Raw genomic sequence first — 13,813 nt, 5'->3', positions numbered from 1 at the left:
ATAACATATGACTCAAACATAGGCGAGTATCGATGCCAATGGTCGAACCCAGCAAAAGCTATCGTTGATGATGAGGAGATCTCTGATGAAATACCGTTTAGCTCGTTTGTCTTGGCCGCTATTAGCGGCTTTTCCGCTGGTTGCCGCCGCAGAAGTGCCGCGTGTGGCGGTGGATATTCCGCCGGTGTATTCACTGGTCGCCAAGGTGATGGGAGAGCGCGGCGATCCTGAGCTGTTTATCCAGCCTGGTGCTTCGCCGCATGGTTATTCGCTACGCCCTTCTGAAGCACAATCCCTCGATGATGCCGACTTGGTGGTATGGGTAAGCGACGCGCTGACGCCCTGGCTATCCGGCCCCATCGACAGCCTGGCGGGTGATGCACGCCACCTTGAGCTGATGGATGTGCCCGGGATCACCACATTGGAATACCGCGAAGGAGCGACCTTTGCCCTCAACGATGGGGATGAACACGGTCACGAGCACCATGACTACGATAATGACCATGACCATGACCATGACCACGACCACGACCACGACCACGACCACGACCACGACCACGACCACGACCACGACCACGACCACGACCACGATCATCATGAGCATGATCACGACGATCACGAACACCACCCTCATGAAGACAGCCATGCAGACAGCCATAGCGAAAGTGGGCACGATCATGACCACCACGGCCATCATCACAGCCATACCGGCATTAACCCCCATGCCTGGCTGGATCCTGCCAATGCCCGCCGTTGGCTCGATGCCATCGCCGAGCAGCTAAGTGAGATCGATCCTGACAACGCCGCTTACTATCGCGACAACGCCGCCCAGGGCAAGAAGGACTTGACCAGCCTTCAGGAGACTCTTCAAGACCGTTTAGCCAACAGCGCCGACACCCGCTTTATTGTCTTCCATGATGCTTATCAGTACTTCGAGAATGCCTTTAACGTCCACGCGGCTGGGGCCATTTCCATCGGCGATGCATCGGCACCCAGCCCGGCGCGTATCGAGGAACTGCAAACGCTGGTGAAAGATAATAATGTCCAGTGCGTGTTCAGTGAACCCCAGTTCAATCCGCAGATGGTCAATAATGTCTTTGGCGATACGTCGGCTTATATCGGCGTCATGGACCCCTTGGGCGTGGGCCTGACGCTGGATGCTGGCCTTTACGATGCGCTGCTGGAACAGTTGGCTAATGAGATTGCGAGTTGCACTGACGGCTAAACAGCTTTTGGCTTAAACAGCTTGCCGAGTTGATAGAGGTCGTGCATATACCTGTCCAACCTTGAGATAAGGAAGGTCGTAAAGATAAAGGCATAAATAACCAGCATGACGATCAGTGGCTCGTTTAGCCAGGCCAGCAAAGGCGTCGATATCGGATAGCTAATCGTGTAGACAGTCATGGCCGCTAATAGCTGAACCAGGAAACAATTAACAATCACCAGGATAATCAACGCTGTGCGTATATTGGTACGCGGCAGCGTTGTTTCCCAAAACGGTAAATGGCGTACTGTTACGCTGTTTATATTCGCCCTGTTTTTACTCACAAAGCTATCGCCGTTAAAACGCAACCGCGCTTTACGCCGCAACAAAGGGATCGCGTAGACGCCTTTTTCCTCTTCAGCAAAAGCCTTCAGCGCGATGTCCCGATCGAGATTAGGGCTCAAGGTATTGGCTGCCGCTTGATCAAAGTCTGACCGGGCATGGGTTTGCGTGGCGGTTTTGGCTTGGTCAGAAAGCGCTTGCAAGTGGCTTTTATCAGCCTTCGACAACTTTTTATCGTTACCGACGTTGATGTTGTAATGAATTTCATACACCTGATACAGAGCAGCGGTCACGCCCACAAAGATCATCAAAAAGACAATATATATCAAAATATTAACATGCACCCCCTAAACGAAATCGATCCATCCATCTTAATAGCCATTTTGTTAGCCTTCAAACTAATCAGGCGACTATGCCTGCGTACCGTACATTTGTACAGATTCAGAACGCCTTAAAAAAAGCGGGTCAGATCTACCGATAGAGGGCTTCAGAGCAACCAAAAGACCCTTTCTGACAGCGAATATTTTTCCTCAAATCCTCGTTCTGCGGTAATTAAATAGTGGCGTAAATAGGTATGCGAAATAGCAAACTGGTCAGCGTACCCAGCACAAATTTGCGAGGTATGAAAACCGGTTAGATAAGATAGCCAGCCATTGGAGTGGACTAGCCCCCTCCAACTCGATTCACGTCGGGGGTTGGGTTATCATCGAAGTGTTATCGTATTTCTTATGCAGCTCTAATTATTGTTTTTTAAGATCGTTGCTCTCCATTCAGAAGCACTCACCCACACGTCAGCTATAAGCGGCACCGTTGGTAACCCTATGCTATGAGCCATCCACTACTCCCTCTCAATCCATTAAGAGCGTTTGAGGTAGCCGCCCGCCTACGCAGCCTAACCCGCGCAGCGGATGAGCTGCATGTGTCACAGGTCGCCGTTAGCCGCCAAGTGAAAGTGTTAGAAGACTACCTTGGCGTGGCGCTGTTCACCCGCTTGCACCGTGGCATTGAGCTTACTCAAGAAGGGGCTGAGCTTTACGCGGGGGTTAAAAATGCGTTCCGGGAACTCGAAAATGCGTCGCGCAAAGTATCACGTCGCAATCAGCGCGACGTGCTGTCGATTCAATCCTACACCACGTTTTCGCAGCGCTGGTTGATCCCCAGGCTAGCCGATTTTCATAATAAAAATCCGTTGCTTGAGGTTAAGCTCTCATCCTCCTTAAAACCTGTCGACTTCCCCACCCAAAGTGTTGACGCCGCCATCCGTTCAGGGCATGGCGATTGGCCAGGCTTGCACGCCGAAAAACTGGTCGATATTGAGCTTATCCCGATTGTCTCGGCCGCCTTATGGGAAACCGAACAGTTAGCCAAAAACGATGTCGCTAAAGTACGCCTGCTGCACTCAATGGCGCGCCCAGACGATTGGAAGACGTGGCTGGCGGAAAGCGGTCTATCGGTCGCCGATGCAGAATCTGGCATGAAGTTCGACAACTCGGCATTAGCCTATGAGGCAGCGTCGATGAATATTGGCTGCGCCATCGCGATTAAGGTATTTGTCGAACGCCAGCTGCAGGAAGGCAGTTTTATCGCCTTGTCAGACACAGTGTGCCGCACCGGCGAGGCGTACTACCTGACATGGCCCAAAGACGCCCGCCCTTCTGATGCACTGATCAAGTTTCTTGAGTGGATGAAGGCACTGATCGGCCACCCCTTGGGCCAACCCGATTAACTGACGTTGATTAACTGACGTTAATTAAATAGCGTGCGGCTTTCTAAGACGTTGGAAAAGCAACCAATGGAACAGCAGCAGTACCCCACAGGCGAAATACGCCAGGGTAAAACCACCCAGCTGAGTGATAATCCCCAATAACAGTGGCGCGGCAAACTGCATGGCCCGGTTAGCCATCAAGCGCACCGCTAGCGCATGGGCGCGCTGACGTTCCGGGACTGATTCTGCGATGACTACCATAGAGAGCGGCTGAGAGAGCCCCACGCCTAGCCCCACCAGAATTGAAAACAGACATAGCCAGTAAACATTACCCGTCACGCCTACCAGCATTAAACCCAGCGCCATAAACAGCAAGGTCAGTGACATCGTCGCGTAGCGCCCGTGGAGCAGGCTAACGATAGTACTGGTAAACGGCCTAACCGCCATCGAGGCAAGAGCGCGCAGGCTGACTAACAGCCCAATGGTGGTTCCCGAAAGCGCCAAACTTTCAAGATAAACAGGGAAGTAGCTGCCGTGAGCACCCAACGCCAACATGGCCGCCAGGGAGATGATTAGCGATAACTTCACCCCCTGGGAGGTCTTCAGCAGTTGCCACTGCTGCCCAACGCTGATGAGAAAACCAACGCTCGGTTGATCGCCACCTGATACACACTGATTGGCCATAAAAAACGACACTAGCGCCATGAAAGAGGCAATAAAAGCGCCATAGAAAGCAGCGCCAGGGCCGCCCTGATAGTCGATGATCCAGCCAGCCAGCAGCGGCCCGACCATCTGGCCAATCGATAAATAGGTGGTGTACCAGCCAAAGTACTTCTCCAGCGCCGCCCCCTGGCCTAGATAAGTGATCGCCGTTTGCGCAGAGATAATCATCAGCAGTTGCGCCAAGCCAATCACCAACTGCCCTGCGATTAATCCCTTAAAGCCTGGCACAACCACTAATAACCCGGCCCCGATCACCATAGCTACTGACCCAAGCTGAAGGGTGCGTGGGCTGCCTAACCGGGCGACCAGCGAACCAAAAGGCAGCGCCAGCAGCAGAGGTAAAACGTAGGGGGCACTGACGATTAAGCCCAGCATTAATGGCGTTGCACCCAGCTCAATGGCTGCCAGTGGCACCGCCACTAACAGCATTGTCTGTACCAGAAAGGCGGTGCCAAGGCTTAAACAAATACAGGCAAAGGCTCTCGTCACACTCCCCTTATGCACGCCCCTTTGTTGCATTGCACGCCGACCTCCCTGTCATTAGGACACATTGTTAGCCACCGCTGATTAGTGAGCGCGCCGATACCCTTTCACTTTTTTACGGAAAACCCCGAGCGCAGGGAGTAAAAATGACAGTACCGCGATGAGTAGCAGGGTTGCACTGAGCGGATTGGTAATAAAGGTCGTCACATCACCATCTGATATAGACAGCGCACGCCGCAAGTTCGTCTCAAGCATTTCGCCCAGCACCAGCGCCAAGATAATCGGCGCCAAGGGAATGTTCGCTTTACGCAGCACATAGCCGATAACGCCAAACGTCAGTGCCACATAGACAGGAAACATGGAGCTTGTCGACGCGTAAGCACCAATCAAACTAATCGAAGCCACGATAGCGGCAATCGCCGGACGGGGAATGTCCGCCACTTTCGCCCAAAACCGCGCCCCTGCAAGGCCAATAAAGACCATGATCGGCACACTCAACCAGAGCGAAACAAACACAGTATAGGGAATTTCAGGGTTAGTGGTGAACAGCAAGGGGCCTGGCTGCACCCCATGAATCATTAACGCGCCGATCATAATGGCGGTAGTGGCTGAACCAGGAATACCTAACGCCAACAACGGCGATAAGGAGCCTGAAACCGATGCATTATTGGCCGTTTCAGACGCTGCAATACCCTCGTAGCTGCCTTTACCAAACAACTCTGGGTGCTTTGAGAAACGCTTAGCGACCGCATAAGAGATGAAGGAACCAATGGAAGCCCCAGCCCCCGGTATCACACCCACAAAATAGCCAATTAATGAGCTACGTAAAAACAGATATTTCATCTTATAAAAGGTTTTAAAGGGAACCTCTAAGATACCGCTCATGGGCTGATTCTTTACTTTATGACTGGCGCCCGCCTCAATCATGAAAAGCACTTCTGAAAGGGCAAACAAACCGAGCAAAACGGGCACCAGCGGCAGGCCTTCAAAAAAATCCGGATGATAGCTAAAACGTGGAACACCGGTTTGGCTATCCAACCCGACGGTGGCCAATGCAAGGCCAAGACCCATCGCCAGGGCACCTTTCAGCAGTGAACCGGAAGAGAAACTCGACACCAGACTCAAACCCAGAAGGGCAAGCGCAAAGTAAGCCGATGGCCCAAAATTTAGCGCATACTCAGAGAGCGGCACGGCGGTTAAAAACAGCAGTATCGTACTGACAAAGATACCGATACCTGACGAAATAATGGAAATATTCAGCGCAATGCCCGTTTTACCCTGTTTGGTGAGCGGGTAGCCGTCCCAGGTGGTCGCCACCGCCGCTGCGGTGCCTGGGGAGTTAAGTAAGATGCCTGAAATAGCACCACCGTATTCGGCAGCGGCAAACAGCGCGACCAGCATAACGATAGAGACAAGCGGATCCATGCTATAAGTGAAGGGAATCATCAGCGCAATCCCCAGACTAGGCCCTAAACCGGGAATGGCGCCAATCAAATAACCGATTAAAGCACCTGCGACAAGACCAACAAGCACCATGGGGTCTGCAAAGGCATTCAGCCCTATTAAAAGATTATCAATCATGTTCAAACCTCAATCAAAATAGACGCCGAGCACCAGTACAAAGATGGCGTAAATGCCTAACGCCAATAATGGCGGCAGCGTTAGCAGTAGCGAGTAACGACTCTCCCCTCCCAGTTTCATTAATAAGAAAGCAAGCAGTGCAATTCCAACAATCAGACCTAACCATTCGAGTGCTAGCACAACAGCCACCATAACAACAATCGAGAGCAGCACTTGCGCAGGTCGGCTTATCTCAACTAAAGAGTCGCTTTCTTGGCTGGATTTGCTTAATAAGCTTGCAATAATTAAAAGTACTAACGAACTACCAATAAGCATTGCCACTAATAGTGGAAACCCACTGGCACCTATACCGGGAGAGCCATAACCAGGCAGGTTAAACGCTTCATTAGCATATAGAGCAGTCGCTATTAGCAACAAGAAATATACCGCTAATTCCAGCCATTTTTTCCGTATAGTTAATACTTTATGCGTCACTTCATATGCTTCTGCATCAGAGTTATTGATACTCACTGGCGACCTCCATCATTTTTGTAATTAATGATTAGCGCATCATTAAAACGCCATCACACTTATTTTTATTAACACTGTCTCACTAAGTGCCGTGTTTCTAAGTGCCGTGTTTTTAAATGCTGTGTCGTTTCATGATGGCGTAAGGTGGCCAAAAGAGAAACTGATCATTTATCAGTCTTGACCACCGCTTCCATTAGGCTGAAACAAGACTAAAGGATTATCGACAACGCCATAGAGAAATCAGGGCATAAAAATAAAATGCCTTTGCCAGCTAATTCACAAACGCTCGACAATCAGTGCAATTCCCTGCCCAACCCCCACGCACATGGTGCATAGGGCATAACGACCTTCGGTATTCTCTAATTGGTTTAACGCTGTAGTCACCAACCGTGCACCGGAGGCGCCTAGGGGGTGGCCAAGGGCAATTGCACCACCATTGGGGTTAACTCTTGGGTCGTCGTCAGCCAGCTCTAAACGGCGGCATACCGCTAACGCTTGAGCAGCAAATGCTTCATTCAGCTCAATGACATCCATTTGTGCCAGTCTTAAGCCTGTCATGCGCATTACTTTCTCAACGGCAGGTACAGGCCCCATCCCCATGACTCTGGGATCAACGCCTGCCGTCGCCATAGCAACAATCCGTGCACGGGGGCGTAATCCATACAGTGCTGCCGCTTGCGGATTGGCCAGCAGCAAGGCACAAGCACCATCATTAATACCCGAAGCGTTGCCCGCCGTTACGGTACCGTTCTCTTTTACGACGCCTTTCAAGCCACTTAACACTTCCAAGCTTGTTTCAGGTCGCGGATGTTCGTCAGTGCTTACAATGACGTCAGGCTGACGCCGCTGCTTAACGGTTACAGGGATGATTTCATTGGCAAAAAAGCCAGCCTTGCTGGCGACTTGCCAGCGCTGCTGGCTACGCAATGCAAACGCATCCTGATCTTCGCGTGAAATACCCTCTTCCTCGGCAACATTCTCAGCTGTTTTAGGTAAGGCATCCACGCCATGCGTGGCTTTCATCTTAGGGTTGATCAAGCGCCAGCCGATAGTGGTATCTTCTAGCTGCTGAGCGCGTGAAAAGGGTTTATCAGCTTTGCCCATGACATACGGTGAGCGGCTCATGCTTTCGACGCCCCCTGCGATCATGAGCTGTGCCTCTCCACAGCGAAGGGCACGGGCAGCGCTCCCAACAGCATCCAAACTAGAGCCGCAGAGCCGGTTGAGCGTAACGCCCGCCACGCTGGTCGACAGCCCTGCTAACAGTGCGGACATTCGTGCCACGTTGCGGTTGTCTTCCCCAGCCTGATTGGCACAGCCAAAAATCACTTCATCAAGTTTGTCCCACTCCACCTGGGTGTGGCGTTCCATTAACGCTTGAATAGGTAACGCACCTAAGTCATCAGCTCGAATGGAAGATAGCGCGCCGTTAAAACGGCCAAACGGAGTACGAACCGCGTCGCAGATTAATGCCTCTGTCATGATGTTAACTCCTCGGAATCCTGGATTGTGAGGCTCTTTAAATGGGCACGCTGGTGGCCTTTGCCGCTCACGTCGGCCAACTTGTCCAGCTCGCGTCCCAGTTCGCCACTGCTCATCTGGCGGGCGATAAATAAAGGGCCGCCTCGCCAGCGCGGGAAGCCATAGCCATTAACCAGGGCAATATCGATATCCGCAGGCCGCTGGCACACGCCTTCATCCAGAAGCAGCAAAGCCTCGTTGATAAGGGCAAGTAAGGCGCGCTGCTGAATTTCTTGCTCGCTAAACGCTTTCGGGGTGATCGCCTGCTCTTCCCGGTAGCGTTCGATTATCTGGGCGACGGCAGGATCCGAGGCTGGTCGCATTGCCTCGTCATAGCGATAGTAACCACAGCCGGTTTTGCGCCCTAAACGGCCTGCTTCGCAAAGCAGATCTGGTATGCCTACGTAGCGCCTAAGGTGGCGGGTATCAGCGCTTTGCTGGCGCATTTTCCAGGCGATATCCAACCCCGACATATCCGCCACTTTGAAGGGCCCCATGGCGAAACCGTAGGCTTCCAAGGCGGCATCGATTTGCTCGGGGCTCGCGCCTTCTTCCAGCATAAACTCACACTGGCGCCGATAAGCTGCATAGAGCCGGTTGCCCACAAAGCCCCATGAATTAGCGACCACGATTGCCTTTTTCTTGAGCCGACGCGTAACGGCCATCGCCGTGCTTAAGGTCTGCTCGCTGGTGGTTTGGCAGCGCACTATCTCTAACAACGGCATGCGGTTAGCAGGGCTGAAAAAGTGTAACCCCAGCACCCGTTCAGGGTTGGCAATACCTTCCGCTATCCGGTCAATATCCAAGTAGGAAGTATTACTGGCCAGCAGGGTGCTTTTGCTCACCCACTTAGCGAGATCAGCAAACAGAGATCGTTTGACGTCTAAATCTTCCACAATGGCTTCGATGACCAGATCGGTGCCGGCCACATCGGGCAATGCCTGGGTAGGATTCAAACGGGATAACTGCGTATCGCGCTGTGCTTGGGTGAGCCGTTCGCGCTTAACATCCTCATCCAGCGCCTGGGTGATGCGCGTCACACCGGTCTGCAACGCTAGGGCGTTAAGCTCTAACAGATCGACACGGTAACCCGCCATCAGCGCACATAGGGCAATGCCGCTACCCATGGTGCCTGCCCCCACCACAGAGACGCGGGAGATCGTCGCAGGCTCCACTGGCTGACTGGGCACAAAGGGTTTTTCCCGCTCGGCAAAGAACAGGTAGCGCAGCGCTTGGGCAGATTCGCTGCCGCGTAAGGCCAAAAACTGAGCCCGCTCTTCGGCAATCGCGGCGCTAAAGCTTAGCTTGCCCGCCAGCATCACCACCTCGGCGGCGACCGGTGCGGCGGGCAAGCCACGGGCGCGCTTGAGCAGCTTACCGACCTGAGCCTTTATCGCCTGCTCATCTACGGGCGGCACGTCGCGCTCTGCTAATGGCTGCTTGCCGCCTGGGTAGCGGTTGGCGTAAGCCACTATCTCTTTGTCTAGCGCTTCATCATCGGTGGCATGGAGTAATTCGTCGACTAGCCCTAACTGGTGGGCTTCAACTGCCGAGATAGGCTTGCCCGAGACAATCATTTCCAGCGCCTTGGGTAGCCCTACCGCCCGTGGCAGACGCTGGGTGCCACCGGCCCCCGGTATCACGCCTACCGTTACTTCGGGCAGACCCAGCAGCGCGTTGGGGGTGGCGATACGGCTGTCGCAGGCCAGCGCCAGCTCTAACCCGCCGCCCAGGGTATGCCCGCTAACCACTGCAATCACCGGTAGTGGAAAAGCAGTCAGCGCGGCAGTAACTTGCGGCAACGTCGGCTCTGTTGGCTCATGCTCCAGCTCACGCAGGTCGGCACCCGCCATTAGGTTTGGGCCTTTGCCCATGAGTACCACGGCGTGACTTTGCTGAGTATCAATCTTGGCCAGGGCGTCCAAGATACCTCGGCGCACGGCGTCGTTGCTGCTATTCACCGGCGGGTTATCCAGGGTAATAATAGCGATCTGCCCTGAATGGCTAAGATGGACGCGGCCGGTGGCTTGTGAATCAGCCATGAGCGCCACCTCCTGTTGCGCCTTTCTCCAAACCGTTCTCGAGACCATCCTCCAGTACGAGCACCGCATCAGCAGCGACGACACCTTGACCTTCCGGCATCACAAACAGCGGATTGATCTCAGCGGTGGTCAACCGATCACCTAATTCAGCCGCTAAGGCTGAGAAGGCAACCATCGCCTGGGCGAGGGCCTGCGTATCGCGGCGTGGTGCACCGCGATAACCATTGAGCAGCGGCCAGGTGGTAAGCTGCTGCATCATTTCCCGCGCCTGTTCCAGGGTTAGGCCTCCCTGCTCTGGCAATAAGCGAATGGCGGTGTCCTTAAATAACTCCGCTGTAACACCACCCGCGCCCAGCAAAATCGCCGTGCCTAGCGCATCACGGTTAGCCCCCAGAATCAGCTCATGTCCGCCGGCAACCATGGCTTCCACCAGGAAAGTATCAGGACGACGCGCAACGTGCGCTTCAACGTCACTCACCATCTGCTCAAACCGCTGACCAATGGTGTCGGCATTCAAGTGCAGCGCCACGCCACCAATGTCGCTTTTATGCAGCAAGCTGGCATCCATTACCTTGAGCACCACTGGAGCGCCTAGCTCACTGGCCGCCCTCTCTGCCTCTTCACGGGAGTGAACAACCCGGCGGGGGGGCACGCTAATGCCTGCCTCGGCGAACAGTTGTTTCGCAGTGGCTTCGTCAATTGAACCATTGGGCAAAGTACTTACATCGGGCAGCACTACTTCTGACAACTCGCCGAATGTTTGCAAGGGTTGGCCAATAAAGTGCAATGCTTGCAGCACCGCGCTGCAGCTCTCCGGTGAGCTAAAGCCGGGGATCGAGGCGCGGTTCAAGCGCTGTAGCGTGCTGGGGGCGTAGGGGCTAACGTAGGCCAGCAGCGGCTTATTGTTGGTCGCCAAGCTATCGCTAATCGCCCCCACCACAAGATCGGGCATCGCCAACCCGGAAGAGCCAATAATCACGATCAAGGCATCGTAGCTATCGCTTTCGAGCAGAATACGGATGGCTTGGCGCAGCAGGTCGGGCTGCAGCCCCGCCAAGGTGACATCAATCGGATTACGATCAAGCGCGGTAGGGGTATCGCCCTGCAAGGCGCGCAATTTTTCTGCGGTATCGTGATCCGGCGCGGGCGTATCAAAGCCGTTAACGCCCAAGCTATCGGCAATCAAGGTGCCAGCGCCCCCCGTGGATGTCAGCACGGCGACGCGACGCCCGGCAAGCTGGCGGCCCGCGACCAGCACCGCCGGCACATCCAAAAATTCGTCAAAGGTGTTGACGCGAATCACCCCTAACTCACGGAAGAAGGCATCGTAAACGCGATCCTCCCCGGCCAAGGCGCCGGTGTGGGAGCTGGCCGCGCTGGCACCCGCTTCGGAACGGCCGATTTTGAATACCACCAGCGGCTTGCCCGCCGCGCGGGCACGTAGGGCAACCTCGCGGAAACGCGCAGGATGACGGACACTTTCCAGGTAGAGCGCAATCACCTTGGTGTGTGGATCATCCACCAGGTAGTCAACAAAGTCGCTGACCTCCAAATCCACCTCGTTACTGGTGGCTATCAGCGACGATAGGCCAATGCCCCGCCCGGCTGCCCGGGACAGTAACGCACCCAAAATGCCGCCACTTTGGGACACCACGGCAACACCGCCTTTGGGCAGTTCGCTAACCTCCAGCGCGCCGCTGGCGGAGAGCGGAATACCCGCCGACAGATTGACTAAACCAATGGTATTGGGGCCCAGGATGCGCATGGACCCCGCGGCTTCTTTTAGTTCGTCTTGTAGCGCCTGACCTTCTTCTCCGGCCTCTGCATAGCCACTGGCAAGCACAACCGCTGCCTGGCAGCCCATGTTGGCCAGAGAGCGCACCGCCTCAATACTTCGTTTTGCATTCAGCAGCACGAGACCCACATCAGGCGCCTCGGGTAACGCCTCAACGCTTGGGTAACACGTTAGCCCCTGGATTTCGGTGGCTTTAGGGTTAACCGGGTAGATAGGGCCTTTAAAACCGTGTTTAAGCAGGTAGGAAACCGGCAGCCCCGAGGTCTTTTTGGGATCCGCAGAGGCACCGATGACGGCGATACTTTTAGGGTTCAGGAGGGCGTTAATCTGGCTCATTGTTGAGCCTCCTTCATACGATCGAGAAAGGCCTGCACTGAGGTGCGATGCTCTTCGGAGGTGTAGCAGATGCCCTGGGCTTTGCTGCCTTCCGCGAAGACTTGGCTTTCGGACATCTCGTAGCTTTTGTTGATAATCGATTTGGTCAGCGCCGTCGCCGTGCGTGAACCGCTGCTCATTTCATCGGCCATGGTGTGGGCCATGCTTAGCAACTCATCGGCACTGCAGCGTTGGTCAGCAATACCCAACTGCAGCGCCTCATCCGCATTGACGCGCCGACCGCTAAAGATTAGCGCCTTGGCACGCGGCAGCCCCACTCTGCGTGGCAGGAAATACATGCCACCGCCATCAGGAATCAGTCCACGGGCGATATAGGCCCAGGTAAAGTGGGCGTAGTCGGAAGCAATCACAAAATCACAAGATAGTGCTAAATCCGCCCCCAAACCGGCGGCCGCCCCATTGACGGCTGCAATGGTTGGAATAGGTAAGTTGAGGAGGAGGCTTGCAGCATAGTGAACGCCCTGCTGGCGCTCCCAGCCGTTAAAGCCAACCGTTGCGGGATCCGCTTCCATACGGGTTTTCATCCCGGCAATATCACCGCCCGCGCAAAACCCTTTGCCGTTGCCAGTCAGCACCAGGGCACGCACCGAGCGATCCGTGCGGATAGTGACTAAATGGGCAACTAACTCGGCGCGCATGGCATCGCTCATGGCATTGCGTTTATCTGGGCGGTTTAGTGTTAGTAGCGCAATGCCGTTATCGATGGAATAAGTAACTAACGAATCTTTCGTCATCACAATGTCCTCTCATAGATTATTGTTGGCGAATGGGTGAAACAACTATAGCGATGCTATTAGTTTGTCGATAACAACAGCCACTTACCATTGACCATACATAAGGAGTTGCCCATTAAATTGTTATGGCAACCATAAAACATACAAAAATTGGCTTATTGAAAGATATAGAAAGGTATAAATAGCGCGACGAAAATATATTCGTCGCGCTATTTATTACTACATTTAATCGCTGTCTTTATCTAACTCTTCTTGAGCAACATCACTAATGCGGTAGGCAAACTCAGTATACTCTTCGGGCCCCATCCAGGAGTCAGTTACCCCAGCGCTACGAGCGTAGGCTTGGTAATGCTCGGTTTTCATTGCTTCATGAAAAGCGTCGGCAATTTGTTGCTGTAGCTCCATAGGCATATCAGCTGGACCAAATATCCCTCTCACTTGTACCCAACTTGAGTCAACGTCGTAGCCCTGTTCTTCAAAGGTGGTCACATCGGGGATGCTTTCTAGTCGCTCTTCACCATGTACGCCAAGCCCCTTTAAACGGCCCGCTTCAAAATACGCCTGGGCGCCACTCAAGTTGGACATACCCACATCAACATGGCCACCCAATACAGCCGCTACAATGTCAGGTGTGGCATTGAAAGGCACCCACTCAAACTCCACATCGGCGACATTTTCTAGCATCTTCAGGCCAATATGTTGCGTAGAGCCCTGGGGGCCAAATCCACCAACGGTGACTTTTCCATCACGCTGTTTGGCTTCTTCAATGAGTGCATC

The 13,813-nt window shown here is 53.8% G+C and carries 11 protein-coding genes; 2 read left to right on the top strand and 9 right to left on the bottom strand.

The features are described from left to right. Positions 1-85: 85 nt before the first annotated feature. Entirely contained in the window at positions 86-1,225 is a 1,140-nt protein-coding gene (locus ACT3R4_RS04370) for a zinc ABC transporter substrate-binding protein (RefSeq protein WP_496201858.1), read from the top strand. On the opposite strand, the gene ACT3R4_RS04365 is transcribed toward ACT3R4_RS04370, so the two are convergent. Continuing rightward, positions 1,222-1,875, bottom strand: a complete 654-nt coding sequence (locus ACT3R4_RS04365) for a hypothetical protein (protein ID WP_441677758.1) — start codon at positions 1,873-1,875, stop codon at positions 1,222-1,224. The two genes, ACT3R4_RS04370 and ACT3R4_RS04365, sit on opposite strands and share 4 nt — an antisense overlap. Positions 1,876-2,372: 497 nt before the next feature. On the opposite strand from ACT3R4_RS04365, the gene ACT3R4_RS04360 reads away from it, so the two are divergent. Then, positions 2,373-3,272: a LysR substrate-binding domain-containing protein gene (locus ACT3R4_RS04360; protein ID WP_441677756.1), complete on the top strand. Its 900-nt coding sequence runs from the start codon at positions 2,373-2,375 to the stop codon at positions 3,270-3,272. A gap of 24 nt (positions 3,273-3,296) precedes the next feature. Here ACT3R4_RS04360 and ACT3R4_RS04355 read toward each other — a convergent pair whose 3' ends face one another. From ACT3R4_RS04355 to ACT3R4_RS04320, 8 genes are all read right to left on the bottom strand, one after another. Then, positions 3,297-4,493, bottom strand: a complete 1,197-nt coding sequence (locus ACT3R4_RS04355; protein WP_441677754.1) for an MFS transporter — start codon at positions 4,491-4,493, stop codon at positions 3,297-3,299. A 48-nt stretch (positions 4,494-4,541) separates the two neighbouring features. Next, positions 4,542-6,038 carry a tripartite tricarboxylate transporter permease gene (locus ACT3R4_RS04350; protein ID WP_441677752.1) on the bottom strand — a complete coding sequence of 499 codons (1,497 nt, stop codon included), beginning with the start codon at positions 6,036-6,038 and terminating at the stop codon, positions 4,542-4,544. Between the two features lie 9 nt (positions 6,039-6,047). Beyond that, positions 6,048-6,548 (bottom strand): tripartite tricarboxylate transporter TctB family protein, encoded by a 501-nt coding sequence (locus ACT3R4_RS04345; protein ID WP_441677750.1) that lies wholly within the window; start codon positions 6,546-6,548, stop codon positions 6,048-6,050. 276 nt (positions 6,549-6,824) lie between these two features. Beyond that, positions 6,825-8,030: a 3-oxoadipyl-CoA thiolase gene (gene pcaF, locus ACT3R4_RS04340; protein WP_441677748.1), complete on the bottom strand. Its 1,206-nt coding sequence runs from the start codon at positions 8,028-8,030 to the stop codon at positions 6,825-6,827. After that, positions 8,027-10,111 carry a 3-hydroxyacyl-CoA dehydrogenase NAD-binding domain-containing protein gene (locus ACT3R4_RS04335; protein ID WP_441677746.1) on the bottom strand — a complete coding sequence of 695 codons (2,085 nt, stop codon included), beginning with the start codon at positions 10,109-10,111 and terminating at the stop codon, positions 8,027-8,029. The genes pcaF and ACT3R4_RS04335 overlap by 4 nt, the downstream gene beginning before the upstream one ends. After that, positions 10,104-12,242 (bottom strand): acetate--CoA ligase family protein, encoded by a 2,139-nt coding sequence (locus ACT3R4_RS04330; RefSeq protein WP_441677744.1) that lies wholly within the window; start codon positions 12,240-12,242, stop codon positions 10,104-10,106. The genes ACT3R4_RS04335 and ACT3R4_RS04330 overlap by 8 nt, the downstream gene beginning before the upstream one ends. Continuing rightward, a complete protein-coding gene (locus tag ACT3R4_RS04325) occupies positions 12,239-13,036 on the bottom strand; it encodes an enoyl-CoA hydratase/isomerase family protein (RefSeq protein WP_441677742.1) in 798 nt (265 codons plus the stop codon). The genes ACT3R4_RS04330 and ACT3R4_RS04325 overlap by 4 nt, the downstream gene beginning before the upstream one ends. 225 nt (positions 13,037-13,261) lie before the next feature. Further along, a partial coding sequence (locus ACT3R4_RS04320) for a tripartite tricarboxylate transporter substrate-binding protein (RefSeq protein ID WP_496201204.1) occupies positions 13,262-13,813 on the bottom strand: 552 nt, incomplete at its 5' end.

The sequence above is a fragment of the Halomonas sp. AOP7-E1-9 genome, assembly GCF_052376035.1.
GTDB lineage: Bacteria > Pseudomonadota > Gammaproteobacteria > Pseudomonadales > Halomonadaceae > Vreelandella > Vreelandella citrativorans.
Note: the sequence above shows the minus strand (reverse complement) of the source record. Positions and strands in the feature narration are given on the sequence as shown.